Annotated in this window: 3 protein-coding genes; all 3 read right to left on the bottom strand. The window is 70.2% G+C overall.

Features of this window, described 5'->3' with window-relative positions; translation table 11 throughout:
• The coding region (locus HR086_RS11530; RefSeq protein ID WP_174465622.1) for a non-ribosomal peptide synthetase at positions 1–8,904 on the bottom strand (8,904 nt) is incomplete at its 3' end.
• Positions 8,901–20,300 carry a non-ribosomal peptide synthetase/type I polyketide synthase gene (locus HR086_RS11525; protein ID WP_174465621.1) on the bottom strand — a complete coding sequence of 3,800 codons (11,400 nt, stop codon included), beginning with the start codon at positions 20,298–20,300 and terminating at the stop codon, positions 8,901–8,903. The genes HR086_RS11525 and HR086_RS11530, both read right to left, overlap by 4 nt.
• A gap of 4 nt (positions 20,301–20,304) precedes the next feature.
• The gene (locus HR086_RS11520) at positions 20,305–25,638 is read right to left on the bottom strand and encodes a non-ribosomal peptide synthetase (protein ID WP_174465620.1); all 5,334 of its coding nucleotides are present in this window, start codon (positions 25,636–25,638) and stop codon (positions 20,305–20,307) included.
• Positions 25,639–25,752: the final 114 nt, after the last annotated feature.

The following is a 25,752-nucleotide window of genomic DNA, read 5'->3' as shown; positions in this document are numbered from 1 at the left end:
CTTCAGCACCAACCCCTCCCCCAGCTTCACCTCCACCCCAGGCGTGTTCTGCAACGTCAACGACACCTGGAAGAGCGGACTGCGGCTCATGTCCCTCCGCGGCACCAACTCCTCCACCAACTTCTCGAACGGCACGTCCTGGTGCGCGTACGCACCCAACGTCACCTCCCTCGCCCTCCCCACCAATTCCCGGAAGCTCTCCTCCTCGCGGACTCGCCCCCTCAGCACCAACGTGTTCGCGAAGTACCCAATCAGCCCTTCCGTCTCCGCGTGCGTACGTCCCGCTATCGGAAACCCCACCACCACTTCTTCCTGCCCCGCGTACCTCGCCAGCACCACCTGGTACGCCGCCAGCAACACCATGAAGGGCGTCGCTCCCTCCCTCCGGCTCGCCTCCTCCACCTTCCTCCACAGCTCCTTCGGCCACCGCCTCTCCAACATGGCCCCTCGGAAGCTCTGCACCGCCGGCCTCGGCTTGTCCGTCACCAACTCCAACGCCTTCGGCGCTCCCTCCAATTGCCTCCGCCAGTACTCCACCTGCTGCTCCAGCACCTCTCCCTGCAACCACCCTCGCTGCCACTCCGCGTAGTCCGCGTACTGCACCGGCAACTCGCCCAGCGGTGACGGCTTGCCTGCCGCGTACGCCTCGTAGAGCGCCGCCACCTCCCTCACCAACACCTCCGTCGACCACCCGTCCGACACGATGTGGTGCAGCACCACCACCAACACATGTGCTTCCGCTGACAGCCTCACCAGCGTCACTCGCAACAGCGGCCCCACCGTCAGGTCGAACGGAAGCAACACGGCCTGCTCCACGTGACGACGTGCTTCGGCCTCGCGGCGCTCCTCGGGAAGCCCTTCCAGATCGACGTCGTGCAACACCACCGGTGACTCCGGCGCGACGATCTGCACGGCGACGCCGTTCACACTTCGAAATGTGGTGCGCAGCGCTTCGTGACGCCGAACGAGTTCCTGGAACGTTCGAGCCAGCGCATCCCGGTTCAACGGCCCCGTCATCCGCACCGCGCCAGGCACGTTGTACGAAGCGCTCAACGGCTCGAGCTGGTCCAGGAACCACAGGCGCTGCTGCGCGAAGGACAGCCTCGGCGGCCGACTCTTGCCTTCCCTTGGCACCAACGGCGGCGACACCTGTGCAGCCCCCGTTCGAATCAGTCGATCCACCCGACTCGCGAGCTCCGCCACGGTCGGAGCCTCGAACAGCTCGCGCAGCGGCAGCTCGATACCAAACGCACTCCGCACCCGGGAGATGGCCCTCGTGGCCAGCAGCGAGTGGCCTCCCAGCTCGAAAAAGTGGCCGTACAGCCCCACCCTGTCGAGCCCGAGCACCTCCGCGAAGAGCCCCGCCAGCAAGTCCTCCGTCGCGGTGCGCGGCGCCACATAGGCACTCACGCCCTCGCGCCCCGCATCCACCACGGGCAGCGCCTTGCGGTTCACCTTGCCACTCGGCGTCAGCGGCAGCGCGTCCAGCGTCACGAACGTGGACGGCACCATGTACTCGGGCAGATGTGCCCCGACATGCGCGCGCAGAGCCTCCCGCTTCGCCCCCTCCGGCTCCGAGAGGACGACGTACCCCACCAACCTCCGGTCCCCAGGAACATCCTCACGCACCACCACGGCCGCATCGCGAACACCCGGCGCGGCACGGAGCGCTGCTTCCACCTCGCCCAGCTCGATGCGGAAGCCTCGCAGCTTCACCTGACCATCCAGGCGGCCCACGAACTCCACCGTCCCCTCCGCCGTCCATCGGGCCAGGTCTCCCGTGCGGTACAACCGGGCTCCAGCCACCTCGCTGAACGGATGCGGAACGAACTTCTCCGCCGTCAGCTCCGGCCGACCCACATACCCGTGCGCCAGATGCGCGCCACCGATGAAAAGCTCGCCCGAAATCCCCACGGGACAGGGCTGTCCCCATGCATCCAACACATAGAGCTGACAGTGCGGCAGCGGCGCGCCGATGGACGGAAGACGCGGCCACGATGAAGGCGCCCCCCGCAACCGGTGCGCGGAGACGACATGCGTCTCCGATGGCCCGTATTGATTCTCCAGCACGCACCCGGGGAGACGCTCGAAGAACGCGACCAGCGAGGGCGTCACCTGGAGCTGCTCACCCGCGGTCACCACTTCGCGCAGCGCTCTGGGCACCGTCGGGCTCTGGACCGCGACTTCCGCCAGGGCTTGAAGCGCCACGAAGGGCAGGAAGAGGCGCTCCACCGCGTGCCGGTCCAGGAACGTCAGAAGTGCTGACAAATCCTGACGCACGTCCTCCGAGGGCAGCACCAACGTGCCACCGGCCCACCAGGTGGAGAACATCTCCTGGAAGGACACATCGAAGCTGAGCGCCGCGAACTGCAGCGTCGTCGCCGTGGGATTCACGGACCGCTCGAGCTGCCACGTCAGCAGATGTGACAGCGCACGATGCGACAGCGCCACGCCCTTGGGCCGCCCCGTGCTGCCCGACGTGTAGATGACGTAACACGCCAACTCCGGAGGAGCCTCTCGAGCAGGAGCCCGGGTCGGCTGACGCGCCAGCGCCTCGGACTCCAGGTCCATGAACACGCGACGCGCGCGCGAGTCCACCGGCAACACCGTGCCCAGCCGGGAGTGACTCAGCACCACGACGGCGCCCGAGTCCTCCAGCATGAACGCCAGTCGCTCCACCGGATAGCGCGGATCCAACGGCACATAGGTGGCCCCCGCCTTGAGCGTGCCCAGCACGGCGACGGCCAGGTCCAGGCTCTTGTCCAGACACAGGCCCACCTTGCTCCCGACGGAAACTCCCAATTCCGCCAAGTGATGCGCGAGCTGATTCGCCCGAGCCTCCAGCTCCGCATAGGTCAGCGCCCGCGTCCCATCGGTGACGGCGATGGCCTCGGGAACCCGAGCCACCTGGGCTTCCACCGGACGGAACACCGCCACGGGCACATGTGCATCACGCGCCAGGGGATTCCACTCGGTGAGGACCTGTCGTCGCTCCTCCACGTCGAGCAACGCCAACTCCGACAACGGCCGCTCCACCTTCTCACGCAGCTCGCGCAACACGTGACGCAGGTGCGCCAGCATCCGCCGCACCCCCGTCGCGCCGAAGCGCCTTGCGTCATAGGTCAGCCGAAGCACCAGCTCGTGTCCCGGCAGCGCCATCAACGTCAGCGGGTGGTGGTCCACCTCCATCGACGTGGGGTTGCGCACCACCAGCTCATCCGACGGCGTGGAGAGCCCCGCCTCCATCGGATAGTTCTCGTAGATGACGAGGCTCTCGAACAGCGGCTCGCTCGAAGGCACCTCGCTCCAGCGGCGCACCTCCACCAGCGGAGAGGACTCGTACTGACGCGCCTCCTGCAACCACGACTGCAGTTCCTTCAGCCACGGCCCCACGGGCCGTGAGGCGGGCATCCGCACGCGCACGGGGATGGCATTGATGAACATGCCCACCATGCTCTCGATGCCAGCAAGCTCGGGCGGCCGTCCGGAGACCGTCAGACCGAAGACCACGTCATCGCCGCCGCTGTAGCGCCCCAGCAGCACCGCCCAGGCGCCCTGCAGCAACGTGCCCGGTGTGAGCCCCTGCTGCCGGGCGAAGGCGACGAACGCCGACGTCTCCTCCGCTCCCAGCCGCACCTCCTCGTCCCCCCGCTCCCCCTGTCTCCGAGGCACACCTCCCACATTCAACCGCGTGGGCTCCGCGAAGCCCACGAGCGCCTTGCGCCAGAAGTCCCTCGCGGCGCCCTGGTCCTGCCCCTCCAGCCACGCGATGAAGTCCCGGTAGGGCCGCACATCCCCCCGCGGCGGCGTCACTCCACGCCGAAGCGCCTCGTACCGGGTGAACACGTCCCGCGTCACCAACTGCGTGGACCAGCCATCCAGCAACAGGTGCGTGACGCTGAACACCACGCGCCAGACGCGCTCGTCCGTGCGAAACAGCGCCAGCCGGAACAGCGGCGCGACGGAGAGTTCAAACCCGCGCCGACGGTCCGCCACGAAGAAGGCCGACACCCGGGCCTCCAGTTCCTCCCGAGGCACCGTGCGCCAGTCCTCCACGGAGACGGTGGGCTCCACGTCGCGCATCACCGCCTGCAGCGGCGCGTCCAATCCCTCCCAGAAGAACGCCGTGCGCAGGATGGTGAAGCGCTGTGCCGCCTGCCGCCACGCCTCCGTCAGCGCCGTCACATCGAGGACGCCATCCAGCTCGAAGGCGATCTGGTTGAAGTAGGGCTGGGTCTCGTCCTCCTGGAGGTGGTGGAACAAGATGCCCTGCTGCAACGGCGACAAGGGATACAGGTCCTCCACGTCGCGAAGCCGCTGTCCCTGGGAGGCCAGCCGGTCCGCGAGCCCCTCCAGCGCACCCTGCCCCAGCTTCGCCAGGGGGAAGTCCAGAGGTGACAGTCCACGCGGGTCCTCGGACGTCCCATGCGCGATGAGTTCCCGCAGGGCCGCTCGCAGCGCGTGAGCCAGCCTCTCCACGGTTTCGGTCCGATGAATCCCCGAGCCATGGGTGAACATCAGCCGCATCCGGCCGCCGCTGACGGCGCAGTCCACGTCGAGCAGGTGCGCGCGCAGCCCTTCTGGCGCGTGCGTGGGCCCCGCCGAGCCCTCCGACAAGCGCAGCGGCGCCGTGGCGGGCAGCACATTGTCGAACTGCCCCAGATAGTTGAACCCCACCTCCGGCACGGGCAAGGCGCTCAGTCGCTCGCGCAGCGCCCGGTCCGGCGACAGGTAGCGCAGCACACCGAACCCCACGCCCTTCGACGGAGTGCGCCGCACGGCCTCCTTCGCCGCTCGCACCCACGCCCCGGGCCCATCCCCCATCGACTCCACCAGCACCGGGTACAGGCTGGTGAACCAGCCCACCGTGCGCGAGAGGTCCACCTCTCCGAAGAGGTTCTCGCGCCCGTGCCCCTCCATCTCCACCCGCACGCACGATGCCCCCGTCCAGCGACGCAGCACGTGCGCGAGCGCGGCCAGCAACAGCTCATCCGGCTTCGCGCGGAACGCCTTCGCCACGTCCTGGAGCAACACCTGCGTCTCCCCGGGCTCCAGCGTCACCTCCACCAGACGCGAAGCACCCTCCGTGTTGGCGACACCTCCCTCCACCTCACGGGGAAGCGAGCCCACCCGCTCCCAGGGGAGCCCGAGCCAGAAGGTCGCCTCCTCCCGCGCGGACGGCGTGCGCGCATGCTCCACCAGGCGCGAGGCCCAGGACTGGTAGGACAGCGTCTTGGCGGGAAGTCGCACGGGCTCGTCCGCGCGAAGCCGCTGGTAGGCCGACAGTAGATCCTCCAGCAGCACCCGCCACGAGACGGCATCCACGGCCAGGTGGTGGATGACGAGCAACAACTCCTGCGGCACCTCCGGCCCCAGGTCGAAGAGCACCGCTCGCGCGACGTCTCCCGTGGAGGGCTTCAAGCGCTCCTGGACCCGCGCCGAGTACGCCTCCACCTCTGCACTCCGAGCCCCCGGCGCGCACCGCGAGAGGTCCACCGTCTCCAGCGGCAGGGTTCCTTCCAGCCCCATCAGCTCTTGATGCCAGCCGCCCTGCCCGTCCCTCGTGAAGCGCAGGCGCAGGGCGTCGTGGTGCTCGCGCACGAGTTGGAGGGCTCGGTCCAGATGCGCGGCCACCATCCGCTCGCGCAGCGTGAAGCGCAGGGCTTGATTGAAGTGGTGCGCCCCCGACAGCTCGCGCGCGAGGAACCAGCGCTGGATGGGCGTCAACTCCACCGGACCCGTCACGGGCCCCTGGGCGATGACTTCCCTGGGTGCCTCGGACACCACCGCGGCCAGCCGCGCCACCGTCGGATGGTCGAAGAGCTGCTTCGCGCTCAGGTGCAACCCCGCCTGCGCGGCGCGAGAGATGACCTGGATGCCGAGGATGGAGTCACCCCCCAGCTCGAAGAAGTCCTCGTGCACGCTGACCTGGGGACGCCCCAGCACCTGGGCCCAGATGCTCGCGAGGGCTTCCTCCTTCGCGTCACGTGGTGCGATCTCGGCGGTCCGCTCCACCACCGTGAGCTCCGGTGCCGGCAGGGCTCGCCGCTCCACCTTCCCGTTGTCCGACAGCGGGAACGCCTCCAGCACGACGAAGGCCGCGGGCACCATGTACTCGGGCAGCCGCTCCTCCAGGAACTCGCGCAGCGCGGAGGACTCCGGTCGCTGTGCGCCGGAGGGCACCACATACGCCACGAGCCTCGCGCCGGAGGGCACGTCCTCGCGCACCACCGCCACCGCGTCGCCCACCGAGGGGTGTGTCCGCAGCACGGACTCGACCTCGCCCAGCTCGATGCGATAGCCGCGCACCTTCACCTGGAAGTCCGCGCGGCCCAGGTACTCCAGGCGTCCATCCGCGCGCCAGCGCACGCGGTCTCCCGTGCGATACAGCCGCGCCCCCGGCTCCGTACCGAAGGCATCCGGAATGAAGCGCTCCGCCGTCAACTCCGGCCGCCGCCAGTAGCCTCTCGCCACGCCGGCGCCACCGATGAACAGCTCTCCCACCACGCCCACCGGCACCGGGCCCAGGCTCGCATCCAGGACATAAAGGCGCGTGTTCGCGATGGGCCGACCGATGGCCACCGGACCACTCACCGGGTCCGCCGCGCTCACCGTGTACACGCAGCAGCCCACCACCGTCTCCGTGGGGCCGTACTCGTTGATGAGGCGCGTGTCGGGCGCGTGCTCGCGCCAGAAGGCGATGCCCTCGGCCGTCAGCGCCTCACCGCCAATGACGAAGGCCCGCGTGCGTCCCGCGGCTTCCTCGGGACGAAGCTGCGCGGCCAGCATGCGCAGATGGGTGGGCGTCAGCTTCACCAGACTGAAGTGGTTGCCCGCGCGCAGGGCTTCACCCAGTCCCTCGATGCCCACGTCTTCCGGCACCAGCACCACCGGCCGCCCCGCGACCAGCGGCGCCACCAGGCTCGTCACCGTCAAATCAAACGACAGCGGCGAGTGCACCGGCGAGCCGCTGCCCTCCGCGAGCCCATAGGCCCGCTGCGCCCAGGTCAGGTAGTTCACCACGCCCCGGTGCTCGACCATCACCCCCTTGGGTCGCCCCGTGCTTCCAGACGTGTAGATGAGGTACGCGAGGTCTCCGGCTCCGGCCAGTGGCTCTGGCGGCGTCACGGGCTCGCGACCCGCGGTGCGCGCCCAGTCCGTGTCCAGGCAGAGGAGGAACTGCGAGGTCGCCGGCAGCGCGTCCGCGAGCACCTCCTCGGTGAGCACCACCGGCACACCGGTGTCTTCCAGGAGGAAGGACACCCGTGTCGACGGCCAGGCCGGGTCGATGGGCACATACGCGCCCCCGGCCTTCAGGACGGCCCACAGCGCCACGACCATGTCTGGAGAGCGACGGAAGCACAGGCCCACCAGCGTTCCTCGCCGGACGCCCAGGCCGCGCAGGTGGTGCGCGAGCTGATTCGCCCGCGCGTCCAGCTCGCGGTAGCTCCAGCGCACATCTCCCATCGACACGGCCAGCGCGTCCGGGGTGCGCGACACCGCCTCCTCGAAGAGGCCATGCACGGTGGCCTGCTCCGGGAAGTCCGCGCGGGTGTCGTTCCAGGTCACCAGGAGTTGGTGCCGCTCCGCGCCGGACAACAGGGACAGCTCCCCCAGTCGCCCCTCCGGCCGCGCCGCGATGGCCTCCAGCACGAGGACCATCCGCTCCAGTCGCGCATCCGCGAACGCCTGCGTGAAGCGGGTCTGGTCGTAGCGAAGGAGCAGCGGAAGTTTCGCGCCCGAGGTGGAGATCAACGTGAGGCCGAAGTGGTCCGCCTCCCTGGCCCGTACGTCGCGCACCTCCAGCGCCCGAGCGGAGGACGTGAGCGCGGCATCCAGCGGGTAGTTCTCGAAGACGACCAGCGTGTCGAAGAGCGAGGTGCCCGCGGGGACGTTGCTCCAGCGCTGCACCTTCACCAGGGGCGCATGCTCGTGCTGGCGCGCCTCCACCTGCGTGTCCTGGATGCGACGCAGCCACGTCGACCAGGTCAGGTCCTGGGACCAGCGCACTCGCACGGGCTGGGTGTTGATGAACAACCCGACCATGTCCTCCACGCCCGCGAGGTCCGGAGGACGACCGGAGACCGTGGTGCCGAAGATAACGTCCTCGGCGCCCGAGAGCTGTCCCAGCACCAGCGCCCACGCGCCCTGCACCAGGGTGCTCAGCGTAAGCCCGTGTCGACGCGCGAAGGTGTTGAGCGCCGCGGTGGTGGACTCCGACAGATGGCGGGTGCGCGTGATTCGCCCCGTGCCCTCCCCCGCCCCCTCGCCCGTCGGCGTGGGTTCATCGACCCCGGCCAGTTCGCGGCGCCAGAAGTCCTCCGAGTCCTTCAGGTCGTGCTCGGCCAGCCACCCCAGGTAGTCGCTGAACGGACGAGGCGAGACGAGCCTCGGAGACCGCCCCGCGAGCGAGCCTTCGTACAGCGTGAAGAAGTCCCGCACCACCAGCGGCACGGACCAGCCATCCAGCACCAAGTGAGAGTGACTGAAGACGAAGCGGTACGCATCGGCGGCGCTTCGCAGCAGCGTCAGTCGAATCAACGGCGCGCGCGACAGGTCGAACCCCTCACGCCGGTCCTGCTCCAGGAAGGTCGACAGTCGGGCCTCGAAGGCGTCCGCCGACAGGTCGCGCCAGTCCTCGACGCGCACGGGCAACTCCACCTCTCGCAGCACCACCTGCACCGGCTCGTCCACGTCGTCCCAGACGAGCGCCGTGCGCAGCGCGGGATGCGCCGCCACCGCGCCCCGCCAGGCCTGGATGAAGGCGTCCACGTCCAGCTGTCCCCGCAATTCACAGACGAGCTGGTTGAAGTAGAGCCCCTCTCCTGGCTCCGCGATGGCGTGGAAGAGCATGCCGCCCTGCAGAGGCGACAGCGGGTACAGGTCCTCGATGTTGTCGCTCATCGCGTCTTCTTTCCGAACCGCGCCGCCAGTTTGTCGAGCTGCGACTGCTTCACCTTCGCGAGCGGGAAGTCCGACGGAGAATGTCCCCCCGCGTCGGGCGCTCGCGAGGCGGCCACCAGCGCCAACAGTCTCGCCACGAAGTCCTCCGCCACACCCACCACCGTCTCTCGCCGGTGCACCGCCTCGCTGAAGGTCCACGTCACCTCCAGCCGGCCCTCGCGCACCACGCTCGTCACATCCAGCAGGTACGGCCGCCGCGAGCTGTCCGCGCGCTGCCTCAGCCCGTCGCTCTCCGGGGCCAGTCCGAAGGGGCCTCCCGTACCGACGATGCCATCCACCTGTCCCAGATGGTTGAAGCCAAGCTCCGCGACAGGGAGCGCCGCCAACGAAGCGTCCTTCGCCACGTAGCGCAGCAGCCCCCAGCCCATGCCTTGCGACGGGACCGCGCGCAGCGACTCCTTCACGACGCGCAAGGCCTCGCCGGGCCCCTGCACGTCGCGGAGGTCCAGGAGCGCCGGGAAGACACGCGTGAACCACCCCACCGTGCGGGAGACATCCGCGCCCGGCAGCACCTCTTCACGGCCGTGCCCTTCCACGTCCACCAGCGCGACGCTCCGTCCCGTCCAGGCCGTCAGGGCCTGCGCCAACGCGGTGAGCAAGGGGTCCTGCGGCTGCGTGTGCCAGGCCTTCGGCACGTCGTGCAGCAGCGCCTTCGTCTGCTCCGCATCCAGCGACACCTGTACCCGGCGAGCCGTGGCCTCGGTGTTGATGCCCGCAGGGAAATCCCTCGGCAGCCGCGCGGCTTCGGACCAGGGCCGCTCCAGCCACCACGCGCGCTCCGCGAGCAGCTTCTCCGAACGTGCCAGTGCCTCCAGGCCCCGAGCCCACACCTGGAAGGAGGTCGTCTTCGGTGGCAGTCGCACCGCGCCGCCCTCGGCGAGCTCCGCGTAGGCCGTCGCCAGGTCTTCCAGGAGGATTCGCCAGGACACCGCGTCCACCGCCAGGTGGTGGACCGCCAGCATCAGCAGCGCCGGACGTCCGGGACCTCGCTCCAGCAACACACCCCGGACGAGCGACGCCTCCAGGCGCAGGGACTGTTGAAGCTCCAGGGCGCACCGCTCCAGCGCGAGCCCCATCGCCTCCGGCGGCACGGTCGACAGGTCCACGCGCGCCACCTCCACCGACACGCCCGGCGCCACGGACGTCTGATGCCAGCCGTCCTCCTTCCTGGCGAAACGCAACCGCAGGGCGTCATGGTGCTCGACGACCCGCGCCAGCGCGCGCTCCAGCAGCGGCGCGTCGAGCGCGGCCCGCGCCTCGAACATCAGCGACATGTTCCAGTGGTGCGGCTCCTCCAGCCCCAGCTCGAAGAACCAGTGCTGGATGGGCGTGAGCGCCACCGGGCCCACCACGGGTCCCTGCTCGGCCTGCACCGCGAGCCGTGTTCCCGCCACCGTCGCGAGCCTCGCCACGGTGGGGTTCTGGAAGAGCTGCTTCGGAGACAGCTCCAGACCCGCCGCCCGCGCACGGGTGACAATCTGCAAGCCGAGGATGGAGTCGCCGCCCAGCTCGAAGAAGTCGTCGTGGATGCCCACACGCTCCACGTTGAGGACCTGCCGCCACAGCTCCGCGAGGCGCGCCTCCACCTCCGTACGGGGCACCGCGTCCTCCGCGCTCGAGGCCTTCGACGGCTGGGCCTCCGGTGTCGGCAACGCGCGCGCGTCCACCTTGCCGTGACGCGTACGAGGCAGCGCGGCAAGCGTGACGAAGGCGGACGGCACCATGTAGGGCGGCAGGCGGGAGAGCAGCCACGACTTCAGCGCGCCCGAGGTCAGCGCCTCGACCTCTCCGGGACTCCGCGCCACGACATAGGCGACGAGCCGACGGGGCCCACTCCCCTCCGCCCTCGCCACCACCGTCGCCTCCCGCACCTCGGGATTCGCGAGCAGCGCGGCCTCCACTTCACCCGGCTCGATGCGGAAGCCTCGCACCTTCACCTGCGCATCCGCGCGGCCCAGGAACTCCAAGCTCCCATCGCGGCGCCAGCGGGCCATGTCTCCCGTCCGGTACATGCGCGCGCCCGGTCGCGTGTCGAAGGGGTCCAACACGAAGCGCTCGGCGGTGAGCCCGGGCTGGCCCAGGTACCCTCGCGCCACGCCGGAGCCACCCACGTGGAGCTCGCCCGGTGCGCCAGGCAGCGCCAGCCCACCTCGGGCATCCAGCAGGTACACCTGGGCACCCGGCACGGCCCGACCAATGGGCACATGTCCCTGCTCGTCCCGCCGGACACGATGCACCGTGCTCCAGATGGTCGCCTCCGTCGGACCGTACTCGTTGAACAACGGCACCGACGGCAGGGCCTCGTGATGCGCGCGCGCCAGTTCGAGCGTGCAGGCCTCTCCGCCCACGCTCACCGCGCGCAGGCCCACCAATCCTCCCGCTGGCGCCGCCGCGAGCACCTCCGCGTAGAGAGCCGGCACGGAGATAAGGTGCGTCACGCGATCCCTGGCCACCAGCTCCGCCAGCTTCCTCGGGTCCTCGCGGTCCTCCACGTCCGGGTAGCGCAGCGTGCCACCCTCGAAGAGCGACCAGAGCAACCCCGCCAGCGAGGCATCGAAGGTGAACGGCGCCAGGGACAACACGACTCCGGGGGCGCCATAAACCTGCTGTCGTGCCCGCGTCGCCGAGACGAGCTGGCGGTGCTCCAGCACCACCCCCCTCGGCTTCCCGGTGGAGCCCGAGGTGTAGACGATGCACGCGGCCTGGTGCGGCTGGGGCTCCGAGGGCAGCGGGCTTGCACCCGTCGGGAGGGACTCCAGGGTCACCACCGCCATGCCCTCTCGCGAAGGCACACGCGCCAGCCACGCTCCGGACGTCACCACCGCATGCGCCTGGGTATCCTCGATGATTCCGGACAGCCGCTCGGAGGGATGCTCCAGGTCGAGCACCACCACGGCCGCGCCCGCACGCAGGATGCCGAGGAGGCCCGCAACCACGTCGGCCGGTTGCGCGAGCGCGAGCGCGACGATGTTCCCCGAGCCCGCGCCCACCGCCTTCAGCGCACCAGCGAGGCGCGCGGACAGCGCATCGAGTTCGCGGTAGGTGAGTCGGCGGGTGCCGTCGTCCACCGCCACGACGTCGGGGTCGGAGGAGGCGCGCGCCGCAAAGCACGCGGTCACCGTCTCGCCCGCCGTCGACTCGCGCGAGGGCGCAGTGGCCCATTCGGTCAGGAGCTGGTGACGCTCATCCTCGGACAGCACGGAGAGCTGGGACAGGCGTCGCTCCGGATGCGCGGCCAGTTGCTCCAGCAGTCGCAGCAGGTGCCCCGAGAGTCGGTGGATGGTGTCCGCGTCGAAGAGGTCGGTGTTGTAGTCGATGCCTCCGGACAGCCCCTCCTTCGACTCCACCAACTCCAGCATGAGGTCCAGCTTCGTGGCCCCCGTGTGGACGGCCTGGCTGCTCAAGCGCAGACCGGCCATGGTCAGCTCGATGGGCGGCGTGTTGTGCAGCACGAGCATCGTCTGGAAGATGGGCGTGTGACTCAGGTCGCGAGCCACATGGAGCGCGTCCACCAGCTTCTCGAACGGCACTTCCTGGTGGGCGAAGGCCCCCAGCGAGGCGCGGCGCACGCGGCCCAGCAGCTCCGTGAAGGTGGGGTCTCCGGACAGGTCCGCGCGCAGCACGATGGAGTTGATGAAGCAGCCGATGAGCGGCTCGATTTCGGGTCGGTTGCGTCCAGCGACGGGAGTGCCCACCGCGAAGTCATGCTGCCCGGTGTACGCGTGGAGGAGCGTCTGCCACGCGGTCATCAACACCATGAACGGCGTGGCGCCTTCTCGCCGACCCAGTGACACCAGCGCGTCCGTGAGAGACCGGGAGAGGGAGAGGGGCAGTCTTGCGCCCGGATAGGTCTGCACCGGAGGCCGGGGACGGTCCGTGGGCAACCGGAGCACGGGGACGTCCGCCAGCACGTCGCTCCACCAGGCCTGCTCGGCCGCCAGCTCCGGGCCTCGCATCCATTCGAGCTGCCAGGCCGCGTAGTCCGCGTACTGCACCGTGATGGGTGGGAGTGGAGACGGCTGGCCCGCGAGGAAGGCGGCATAGAGGCTCGCCAGCTCAGGGAACATCACGCCCAGGGACCAGCCATCCGAGACGATGTGGTGCATGACGATCAGCAGCACATCCTCGTTCTCGCGGACGCGCAGGAGTGAAGCCCGCAGCAGCGGCCCCGTCTCCAGGTCGAAGGGCTTGCGCGCCTCGTCCCGCGCCCAGCCGTCCACTCCCCGGGCGTCCCCTGCATCCATCGTGAAGACCCGCAGGGGCACTTCGAGCGCCGCGGAGATGTGCTGCACTCCGCCCGCGTCGGACATCGAGAACGTCGTCCGGAGGACCTCGTGGCGACGCACCACCTCGTTGATCGCGCGCTCCAGCGCGGCCACGTCGAGCGTGCCGGTCAGCGCGAGCATCACCGCGTTGTTGTTGGCCACATTCCCCGGCTCCAACCGGTCCATGTACCAGAGCCGTTGCTGCGAGAACGAGAGCGGCAGCGGGCGCTCGCGGGAGACGTGTGGAATGGGCGGAGGGCCCTCGCGCCGAGCGGCGCCGTTCGACTGCGCCACGACGCGGGGCGGGGTCGGACGACGTGACGACACGGGCAGCGGAGGCAGCAACTCCAACGAGCCATCCAGGTGGCGGCGCGCCCTGCGCCCCATCGCGAGGCGAGGCCCCGCGCCGCCGTCCGGAAGCAGCCGGAGCGCGGCGGACGCCGGAGCATTCCAGAGGCCGCGTGGCGCCTGATCGCCCAGCACCGCCAGCTCGCCCACCACACCCGTGGGCACGGAGCGGCCTCGCGCATCCACCACGTCCCAGGACAGGGGCTCCTTCGACGAAGGTGAAGCAGACCCGGACCGCGTCCACGCCCCCAGGCCGAGCAGCGGGTCCCGGCGCGACACCTCGACCGGCAGCGCACGCGACAGCGCGTCCGCGACCTCTCCCTTCGCCTCCTCCAGCAAGACGCGCCGCACGGGACGCAGGACCTCGGCGGCGGAGGGCAGCTCCGACAGGGCCTTGGCGAGCGTCGCCGTGAGGTGCAGGTGCGTGGCGCCCGTCTGGCGCACCAGGGACAACAACGCCTCGGCGGCGCTCGGCCCTTCGTGGAGCGTCACGGTGGGCACGGGCGACGCGGACAGCGGCGCATGTCGCCGCCGCAGCACATCCAACTGCTGGAGCGAGTCGAGCGTCGCCTCCACCTCCACGCCGAAGTCCACGAGGCAGGCCACTTCATCCACATCCAGGCGCTTCACGCGCTCCACCACCGGCCCGCACGTGTCCGGGGTTCCGAAGAGGCCCCCATCCTCCACGTAGCGCGTCAGCCCGTGCTCCAGCAGGGCATCCATGTCCCCCGGAGTCAGCGAGCGGAAGTCTCCCTTGAGGCCCAGGCTGGCCACGAAGGCCTGAAGGATGTCCACGGAGCTGCGGAAGTATTCGAGCAGCGGCTTGCGCACGCGGCGGCGGACCTCGGCCTCGTCCTCGCCCAGGAATGCGTGGAGCATGAGGCTCACGTGTCCCCGCCCTGGATGACCGTGTTGCCGCCAGGCCTCGCGATAGAGGGCCACCTTCGACGACAGGTCCTCCAGGTTCTGCCCCATCAAGTTCGTGAGGACGTACGCCCCCATTTCACCCGCCATGCGGAACGTGTCCGGGCTCCCCGCCGCCGTGAGCCAGAACGGAAGCTCCTTCTGGACGGGACGCGGACGGAGGAACACCTCCACCTCGTCACCCGCGCCGTTGCGCCGGAGCACCGAGCCGCCACGCCACAGCGTGCGCACCTCCTCGATGCCCTTGAACATGACCTCCTTGCGCCGCGCGTACCGGTCCGGCGCGAAGACGAAGTCATTCGCATGCCAGCCCGATGCGAACGACACACCCACGCGGCCGTTGGACAGGTTGTCCAGCACCGACCACTCCTCCGCGACGAGGATGGGGTCATGCAGCGGGAGCACCACGCTGCCCGCGCGAATCCCCAGCCGCTCCGTCACCGTGGCCACGCCCGCGCCGACGACAGCGGGGCGGGGGTAGAGCCCTCCGAAGGAATGAAAGTGCCGCTCGGGGGTCCACACCGCCGAGAAGCCCTGCGCGTCGGCGTACTTCGCCGCCTCCATCAGCAAGCGGTACTTGCGTCCCCCCAGCGAGTCCTCGTCGTTGGCGAAGAACGACAGGCTGAAGTCGGGCCCAGGCCGTGTGCCCGCTCCGCTCGAAGTGGCCAGCACGAGGCGGGCACGCTCCGACGGCAGCACCACGCGCAGGCCTCGCGTCAGCGCCCACAGCAACTCCAGTCCCGTCCCCGGCGCCCCCGCCTCTTCCGCCGACAGCCAGGTCCCCTCCTTCACCTCGGCATTCGAGTCGAGGCGCCGGAACAGCGCATCCACCGTGCGCACCGTGTGCATGGCACGCAGTCGCGCTCCCGTCGGTCCAACCAGCGACTCCAGGCAGACCAGGGTCTCAGCCGAGGACTCCATTGAGCCTCGCGAGGCGGAGGCATCCAACGTAAGGCCTCCCTCCACCGCCAGCGTGGAGAGCGCGCGGACGGAGATGACCCGAGCCGGGTCCAACGGCACGCTCGTGTGCAACCGCTCGTGCGTCAGCAACAAGGGCGGTGGGCCACCAGCAGGCGCGAGGGCCGCGAGTTCCCTGAGCTGGGGGGTGGAGAGGAGCACGTAGCCGCCGCCCGCCTCCAGGACCGCCCAGAGCGCCACCACGCGCTCCACGGACGGTTCAAGACAGAGCGCGACCAGCACCTCGGGGCCCACGCCCTTCGCACGCAGCTCGGACGCAAGCCGGCGCGACTCCGCGCGCAGTGCGCGCCACGTGAAGTCACCTTGGCCCTCCGTCGACACAGCCACCGCATCCGGAGCCCGCGTGGCACGAGACTCCAGCAACGCGGAGACCGTGCTCGGCGGCGCCGACAAGTCAGCGGCAGAGACGCGCGCGAGCGCCTCCTGGCCCTCGGCCTCCAGACGCAGTCCGGACAGCGGTTGCCCCGGGTCCGCGAGCGCGGAGGTGAGCAATACCGTCCAGTGCGACAGCAGCCGGTCGATGGTCTCGGGCGCGAACCGCTCCACCGCGTAGTCGAGCGTGCCCGCGAAACCGCCAGCATCCTCACCCATCGACACGGACAACGGCGACAGCACCGCGCCGAACCGCGGCGGCCCCTCCTCGACTTCCACCAACTGCATCCGCAGATCCGGAGCATCCAGGACCGCATCGAACCGGGGATGCAGGACGAAGAGCGCATCGAACACGCGCTCGCGGCCCGGGTTCCGCGTGGGCTCCACCTCCCGGATGAGATGCTCGTAGGGGACGTCCGGCTGCGCGTACGCGTCCAGCGTGACATCGCGCACGCGCCCGAGCAGCTCGCGGAACGTCGGGTCACCCGACAGGTCCGTGCGCAGGGGCACCGCATGCGCGACGTAGCCAATCAACGGCTCGAGCTCCGGACGATTCCGATTGCCAATGGGCGTGCCCACGATGATGTCGTCGCGGCCCGCCCATCGCGCCAGCAGCGCCTGCCAGGACGCGAGCAACACCATGAAGGCCGTGACGCCCTCTCGCCGCGCCAGGGCGTGGATGCCGCTCGTCAACGACGCCGAGAAGCCGACGCCGCGTCGGACTCCGCTGAGCGCGGGCCCCACGCCAGGCGGCAGGTCCACGGGCAGGTCCAGCGGCCCGGGCATGCCCGCCAACCGCTCACGCCACGTCGCCGCCTGCGCGGTGGAGGCCCCCGACTCCAGGAACTTCCGCTGCCAGGCCGCATAGTCGATGTACTGAATCGCCAGCTCCGGAAGCGGCGACGACTCCCCCCGCTTGAAGGCGCCGTACAGCGCGCCCAGCTCCGAGCTGAACACCACCAGGGACCACGTGTCGCAAACCACGTGATGGACCGAGATGACGAGCAGGTGCTCCCGCGCCGAGAGCTTCAACAGTCGCGCGCGAACCACCGGCCCGTGGGCGACGTCGAACGGCTGGGACATCTCCGCGAAGACCCGCCGTCGCCACTCCGCTTCGCGCGCCTCCTCCGCCATCTCATCGAGGGAGTCGATGACCAGGGGAACGCGCGCCTCCGAAGAGACTCGCTGCACCATCCGACCGTCCACGAGCGGATACGACGTGCGCAGGGCTTCGTGACGCCGGACCACCTCCTCCAGGCTTCGCCGCAGCACCGACACGTCGAGCACGCCCGTCAGGCGCAGGGCCACGGACATGTTCAGCGCGGGATTGCCTGGGAGCGCCTGCTCCAGCGCGCAGACCCGCTCCTGCACCACCGACAAAGGCAGCACCCCATCCCGAGGAACCCGCACGAGCGGCGGCAGGACACCGTCCTTCGCGGACAGTCCCTCGGTCCCCAGTCGCGTCTGGATTCGCGCGGCCAGGCCCGCCACGGTGGGCGCCTCGAACAAATCACTGAGCGGAAGCTGGACGGGGAAGGCTTCACGCAGCCGCGTGAGCATCTGTGCCGCCATCAGCGAGTTTCCACCCAGCTCCAGGAAGTCGTCGTGGATGCCAAAGTCCGAGCGCCCCAACCGCTCGCGCCAGATGCCGAGCACGCCCCGCTCCACATCTGTTCGCGGTCCCGCCTTGTCCGCGGGGACGTCCATCACCTCGGGTGACTCCGCGCCGCTGGTGTCGAGTGCGGGCGCAACGGTGGCGGCAGTCGTCGTCGCGAGCACCTTGGGCGCATCCAGCGCGAAGCGCCGACGCTGGAACGGATACGTGGGCAGCGACACCCTGTGGCGTTGCTCGTTCGCGTAGACCCGCTTCCAGTCGGGCTCGAGCCCGGACTCCCACAGCGCGCCCAGGGCCGCCATGAGCACGCCGTACTCCCCCACCTTCGAGTCGGCCCGAGGCAGCGAGGCCACCACTCGCCCTCCGTGTCCGCGCAGTCCCAGTCGCGCCAGCGCCGTGAGCGCCTGGTCCGGTCCCACCTCCAGGAAGAGCGTGAAGCCGCCCTCCTTCAGCGTCTCCAGTCCCTCCCCGAAGCGCACCGGGGCCCGCATCTGACGCGCCCAGTACGCGGGGTCCGTCGCCTCCTCCGGACGAATCCACGTGCCCGTGACGCTGGAGACATACGGCACCCGGGGCGCGGAGAGCCGCAGGCCCGCCACCACGCGCGACAGCTCCTCTCGCAGCGGCTCCACGGCCTCCGAATGGAAGGCGTGCCCGGCGGCCAGGCGCAGCACGCCGACGCCTCGAGCCACCAACTCCCGCTCCAGGGCCTCGACCTCCGCCGTCGGTCCCGATACCACACACCGCTCGGGCCCGTTCACCGCCGCCAGGGCGAGGGCTCCCGTCAGCAACGGACGCACCACCTCTTCGGCGCAGCCCACCGCCGTCATACTTCCCGGGGGCAGCTTCGACATCAGCCGACCGCGCGCCGCAACCAGAGTCAGCGCGTCCTCCAACGGCAGGACGCCCGCGAGGCAGGCCGCCGTGTACTCGCCGAAGCTGTGTCCCAGCAGCGCTCCCGGCTGGATGCCCCACGACTCCCAGAGCTTCGCCAGCGCGTACTCCACGCAGAACAGCGCGGGCAGCGCATGGCGCGGGTCTCCCAGCGCCTCGCGTGCCGCGGCCTCCGCGCCCGGGCCCGGAAGCAGCACGTCTCGCAGCACCTGCTCCAGCGAGGGCCCCAGCACTCGCAGACAGGTGTCCACCGTTTCGCGGAAGAGCGGCTCCGCGCCGTACAGCTCGCGCCCCATCCCCAGCGACTGCGCGCCCTGCCCCGGAAACAGGAAGGCCACGCGCCGCTCGCGCGCCGCCGCCACATCCTCCAGCACGCGCCCGTTGCTGGGAGTCCGCAGTCGCGCGAGCAGCTCCGCCCGGTCCCCAGCCACCACCGCGAGCCGATGCTCGAAGCCACCGCGCCCCACGTTGCGCGTGAAGGCCACGTCCGCGAGCGACATGTTCCCAGGGGCCGTCTCCAGCCACTCCGCCAGCTCACGCACCGACGCGGAGAGCGCCTGTGCGGTGCGCGCGGACAGGGTGATGAGCTGCGCGGGCCGAGCGCTCGGGCCCGAGGCTTCCTTCTTCGGCGCCTCCTCCAGCACCGCATGCGCGTTGGTGCCGCCAATGCCGAACGAACTCACGCCCGCGCGCCGGGGCACGTCTCCGCGCGGCCAGGCGCGCTTCTCCGCGACGACGGAGAACGGGCTGCTCGCGAAGTCGATGGCCGGGTTGGGCGACGTGAAGTGGAGCGTGGGAGGCATCACCTCCTCGGAGAGCACCAGGGCCGTCTTGATGAGCCCCACGAGTCCGGCCGCCGTATCGAGGTGGCCGATGTTCGTCTTCACGGAGCCCAGCGCGCAGAAGCCCTTGCGGTCCGTGTCCCGCCGGAAGGCGCGGGTCAGCGCCGCGACCTCGATGGGGTCTCCCAGCGCGGTGCCAGTGCCGTGCGCCTCGACGTAGCCGATGTCGTCCGCCGTCAGTCCCGCATAGGCGAGCGCCTCACCGATGACATCCGCCTGCCCTTCCACGCTGGGCGCCGTGTAACCCACCTTCAGGCCACCATCGTTGTTCAGCGCGGAGCCTCGGATGACCGCATGGATGTGGTCTCCATCCCGCAGCGCATCCGCCAGCGGCTTGAGCACCACCGCCGCGACGCCATTGCCCGGCACCGTGCCGGCCGCGCGCGCGTCGAAGGCACGACAGTGTCCGTCGGGGGAGAGAATCATCCCCTCCTGGAAGAGATACCCCGTGCGCTGCGGCAAGGAGATACGCACCGCGCCCGCCAGCGCGATGTCGGACTGGCGCAGCAGCAGGCTTTGACAGGCCATGTGGACCGCGACCAGGCCCGTGGAACATGCCGTGTAGACGGCGAGGCTCTCGCCACGCAGCTTCAGCTTGAAGGAGGCCTTGGTGGCCAGGTTCTCGCCGGACGTGCCCATCACCTCGTACAGCGAGGCCGGGTCCAGTTGCCCCTGTCCCAACATGCCCAACGTGTGCAGCGACGGGGCCGCGCCCGCGTACAGGGAGATCTTCCCCGAGTAGCGAGTCGGGTCATAGGCCGCATCCTCGAGCGCGGCCCAGGCGCACTCCAGGAACACCCGCTGCTGCGGGTCCATCCACAACGCCTCGCGTGGGGGCACGTCGAAGAAGTCGGCGTCGAAGGTGTCCGCCCCCTCCATCACTCCGGCCACGGGCACGAAGTCCGGGTGTCTCCGCAGCGCTTCGGGCACCAGCGGCGAAGTCTCCAGCGCCTCCGGCGACAGGCGGGAGACCGACTCCACGCCGTCGAGCAGATTGCGCCAGAAGTCCCTCACATTCGCCGCGCCGGGGAACCGCCCGGACATGCCGATGATCGCGATGTCGTTGCCACTTCCGCCCGTCAGGTCCTGGTCCGCCATGTTCTCAGGTATTCCTTCCGCCGCGACGCTGGAGGGCCTGACGACGGGCCTCCGCACGCTCCTGATGCTTTACCGTCTGCGTCCCAGGCTCCGACTCGGAGGACAGCCTCCGCGCCAGCGCATGGACGGTGGGATGCTCGAAGAAATGGGTGACGGGAACATCCCGCCCGAGCACCTCGCGCAGCCGCGCGCACGCGCGCACCGCCGACAGCGAGCTGCCGCCCAGGTCATCGAAGAAGTGGGCGTGGACGCTCACCGTCGGATACCCAAGCGTCTCAGCCCATGCCTGGACCAACGTCTGCTCCAAGGGTGTGCGCGGAGCACCTTCCGAGGGCGCCGCTCGCGTCGGAGCCGGCAGGGCCCGCGTGTCCACCTTGCCGCTGGACAACAACGGCAGTGCCTCCAGGGTGACGAGGTCCGCGGGAATCAGGTGTTCGGGCAGGCGCGCGCGAAGGCTCGCTCGAACCTCTCCCGGCGTCGGCATCCCGCCTTCCGGGGGCACCACGTATGCGACCAGCCGAGGCTCTCCTCCCGCCGGCGGGCGCCACACACGGACATGGGCCTGCCGCATTCCCGCCAGCTCGCGCAGGGCCACCTCCACCTCGCCCGGCTCGATGCGGAACCCGCGCAGCTTCACCTGTGCATCCACCCGGCCCAGCAAGTCGATGTGGCCAGAGGGACGCCAGCGCGCCAGGTCCCCGGTGCGATACAGGCGCGCCCCGGGCCGTGGACCATACGGGTCCGGGACGAAGCGCTCCGCCGTCAGGTCCGGGCGCCCTTCGTAGCCGCGTGCGACGGCCGGTCCTCCCAGGAACAGCTCCCCCGTCACCCCAGGAGGAACGGGCCGCAGGGCCTCGTCGAGCACGTAGGCATCGACATGCGGCAAGGGCGGGCCGATGTCCGGCGCCCCGGTTCCGACCACGCACGTGGACCACGCCGAGCAGACAGTGACTTCGGTAGGCCCATAGGCGTTCAGCATCACCCGCCCCGGAGCGAAGCGGGTCACCAGGTCTTCCGGACAGTGCTCGCCCGCGGAGACGAGCGTCTTCAGGTCGGGAAGCGGTGTCTCCGGCAGCAACGTGCAGGCGGAGGGAGGGAGCGTCACGAGGGTGATGCGTTCTTCTCGCAGCACCCGGTGCAACGCCTCACCCGCGAGCACTTCGCCAGGAGGAGGCAGGACCAGCGTCGCACCCGTCATCAGGCCCTGGATGTATTCCCAGACGGAGACGTCGAAGGCCGGTGAGGCGAACTGGAGTACTCGTGCTCCGGGGGCCAACGCGAAGCCCTGTCGAATCGTCTCGACCAACTGCAGGGCGCTCCAGTGAGAGATCATCACGCCCTTCGGACGGCCGGTGCTTCCGGAGGTGTAGATGATGTACGCCGTGCAGTCCGACGAGGGCAGCGGTCGTGCTTCGAACGGCGACTCCCCGTCACGTGTGTCCCGGGCTCCGTGCTCCTCCCAGAGCAGCGTCATCACGGCTTCGGGCAGGGTCAGCCGCCGTGCGAGCCGCTCGTGGACGAGCAACCAGCGCGCCCCGGCGTCGCTCAACATCCACGCGACTCGCTCCGACGGGTAGCCCGCGTCGAACGGCACCACCGTTCCACCGGCCTTCAACACCGCGAGGAACGCGATGAGCGCCTCGGGGCCCCCGCGCTCCATCTGAACACCGACACGGCACTCCGGACCGACGCCCTGACAGCGCAGCCTCGCGGCGACACGGTCCGACCAGTCATTCACCTCGCGATAGGTCCACCGCGACGTGCCCGCGACCAGGGCCACGGCCTCCGGTGTCTTCGCCACCCAGGACTCGAAGGCCTCATGCAGTCCAATCACCGGAGTGGTTTCGGACATCGCGCGCCTTCGGCCGGTGGCCAGCGCCGCGCCCCGCTCCTCCTCATCCAGCACCGGCAGGTCGAGCACCGGCACGTCGGGAGTCCGCGACGCCGCGTCCAACAGCGCGCCCAGATGACGGGCCATGCGCTCCACGACTTCGGCATCGAAGAGGTCCGTGCAGTACTCCAGGCTGGCCGCGAAGCCACCTCGCGACTCCGCCATCGACAACGTCAGGTCGAAGGCCGAGGCCTGATTGCGCAGCGGTACGGACTCCAGCTCCAGCGCACCCAACCGGACCCGCGCCCCCTCGCCTCCGAGCGCGAAGGGCGCGAGGGCTTCACGGCCCGGACGCCCGGAGTGCAGCACGAACATCGTCTGGAAGACGGGCGCGCGCGACGCATCCCTCCGAGGCTGGAGCCGCTCGACAAGCCGTGCGAAGGGCAGCTCCTGCCGCTCCAGCGCGGACAGCACCGTGCCGCGCACCTCCGCCAGCAGCGCGGAGAACGACAGCCCTTTCGTCACGGTGGCGCGCAGGGCCACGGGGTTGACGAAGTAGCCCACCTGTCGAGCCAGATCCGCGCGTGCCCGGCCGGCCGTCGGCGTCCCCACCAGGAGGTCTTCATGTCCCGTGTAGCGGCGCAGGAAGGCGAGGTAGCCGGACAGGAGCACCATGAAGGGCGTGGCACCGCGCGCGCTCGCCAGCGACACCAGGCGAGAGGCGGTCTCCGCCTCCACTCGGAAAGTCACAGCCGCGCCTCGGAAGGACTGGAGCCGAGGCCGTGGACGCGAAGTGGGCAACTCCAACACCGGCAGCTCTCCGCTCAGTTGCTCACGCCACCACGCCTGGAGCCCGTCGCCTCGTGAACCGGAATACAGCGCCTCCTGCGCGCGGAGGATGGGCGCGACGCGAGCCGGAGGTGGCGGCAGCGTCGGAGCCACGCCTTGGAGACCGGACGTGTAGAGGAGGCCCAGTTCCTCGGCCATCACCTCCAACGACCAGAAGTCGGTGATGAGGTGGTGGAACACGAGCAGCAGCACCGGTCCACCCGCGACGTCGGTGAAGACGCGCATGCGCATCATGGGCCCGCGCTCCAGGTCGAAGGGACGGTGGGTCTCCACCTCCAACCGCTCGCGCAAGGCCCCCTCCGTCCACCCTCCGGCTGACTCGCGCTCCAGCACGGGCGCGGCGGCGGGACGCAGCACGGGCTCGCCGCGCTCCTCGGGGAAGGCGCACGCGAGGGCAGGATGGCGGGAGATGAGCACCGAGAACGCGCGCTCCAGAACCCCGAGGTCCACGTCCGGAGCGAGGCGCATCGCGCGCGCGATGTGGTACGCGGTGCTTCCTGGCGCCATGCGCTGGAGGAACCAGAGCGCGCGCTGACCGTCCGAGACATGCGGCGTCGCGTCCTCCGACACGGCGGGAGTGGACGACTCCGCCACCGAGTTCCTCGAGCGCTCTACCCACGCCGTCACGTCACGCAGACTCGGCCCTTGCAGCAACAACGTCGGGGGCAGCGACACGCGCCACGTCTGTTGCACCGCGTGCGTCACATCCAGCCCGCGCAGCGAGTCCAGGCCGTACTGCGTGAGCGGCGCATCGGCATCCAGCGAGCTCGCGGCGACACCCAGCCGGTGCGCCACCTCGCTCGCGAGCCACGAGAACACGTCTCCCGAAGTCAGCGCCTCGGACGCGCTCGCCACCTCGTCCCGCGCGAGCACGTCCGCGCGGCTCTCCCGCCACTCCTTCACGACCTCCAGGCCGTCGGTGAGGAACGCCTGCTTCGTCACGCGCCGCTGCACCTTGCCGCTGGACGTCTTGGGCAGGCTGCCCGACGTGATGAGCACCACCGCGTGCGCGGCCACGCCGTGCTCCTCGACGAGCGTGGCGCGGATGCGCGCGAGCGCCTCGTCGATGATGCCCCCTTCGGCCGCCTTCCCGGAGACCTCCTGGACGATGACGAGCCGCTCCTCCCCTTCCGCCTCCACCGAGAACGCGACGCCACATCCCGGGCGCAGGGCCGGGTGGCCGCGCTCCACCGTCAGCTCCAGGTCCTGCGGGTAGAGGTTGCGCCCGCGCAGGATGAGCACGTCCTTCAAGCGGCCCGTGACGAAGACCTCGCCGCCCTCGACGATGCCCAGGTCTCCCGTGCGCAGGAAGGGCCCCTCGCCCGTCCCCGCGAGGCGGCCTCGGAAGTCACGCTCCGTCTCCTCGGGGCGCTGCCAGTAACCCTCCGCGATGCTGGGCCCGCGCACCCACAGCTCGCCCACCTGGCCCGGGGCCTTCGGCTCGCGCGTCTGGGGGTCCACCACGCGCAGCTCCTGCGCGCCCAGCACCTCGCCGCTGCCGACGAGGACTGCTCCGGCGTCGGAGTGCTCCGGTGCTCGCGCCTCGCCCCGCTCCAGGCCCTCGCGCGAGAAGCTCTTCACCACCAACTCCATCGGACGCTCCGCGACGCGCTGGCGGCCCGTGACGATGAGCGTCCCCTCCGCCAGGCCGTAACAGGGATAGAGCGCATGGCGGCGAAAGCCCGCGGGCGCGAAGGCCTCCGCGAAACGGTCCATCGTCTCCGCGCGCACCGGCTCCGCGCCACAGAACGCCACCTCCCAGCGACTGAGGTCCAGCGCGGCCCGCTCCTCCGGCGTGCTCTTGCGCACGCACAAGTCGAACGCGAAGTTGGGCCCTCCACTCACCGTGCCGCCGTGGCGCGAGATGATCTCCAGCCACCGCATGGGCCGCTGGAGGAAGAACAAGGGCGCCATCAGCGACGCATGCATGTCCCGGAACAGCGGATGGACGATGCCGCCAATCAGCCCCATGTCGTGGTACGGCGGGAGCCACGAGACGAACCTCGGATCCGGCTTCGCGTCGAACCCTCGGGAGATGAGCTCGCAGTTGTGCATCAACTGGCGGTGCGCCAGCACCACGCCGCGTGGCGAGCCGGTGGAGCCCGACGTGTACTGGAGGAACGCCACCGTGTCTTCGCGCACGCCCACATCGCGCCACGACGCGGCCTCACCGAGAGGCACCGTGTCCGTCGACAACCAGCGCAGTGCCCGCAGGTCATCCAGTCCTTCGGTGAGCGGCCCCACCAGCTCCGAGATTCCGGACGTGGTGAGCGCCACACGCGCGCCGCAGTCCGCCACCAGCGCCTGGAGCCGGGGCAGCGTGCGACCCAGTCGCATCACATCCGGCGGATATGCGGGCACCGCCACCACGCCCGCATACAGACACGCGAGGAAGCCCACCACGTACTCGCGCCCTGGCGAGTACATGAGCAGCGCCCGGTCTCCTGGCGCCATCTCCTGCTGGAGCCGCGCCGCCACCGCGCGCACCTGCGCATCCAGTTCAGCATAGGTGACGGTGTGCTCCCCCTCTTCGTCGACAAACGTGAAGATGGAGTCGGTGGGCTGAGACACCGCCCGGGCACGGCACACGTCGACGAGGGTAGCGTTCTCGGGACGAACGAACGCGGAGGCGGGGGCAGCGCGAGTCGGCAAGTGCATGTCGAGTGTCCCGGGGGGATTTTCAGGAGGACGGAAGCCGTTTCAGCCCGGCACACACGCGTCCCGTGAACCCGGGGGCGTTGACCTTGCTGCACCGACCGACGCCCCCTGGAT

The organism is Myxococcus sp. CA039A, assembly GCF_013336645.1.
Classification (GTDB): domain Bacteria; phylum Myxococcota; class Myxococcia; order Myxococcales; family Myxococcaceae; genus Myxococcus; species Myxococcus llanfairpwllgwyngyllgogerychwyrndrobwllllantysiliogogogochensis.
This window is presented reverse-complemented; position numbering and strand designations above follow the sequence as displayed.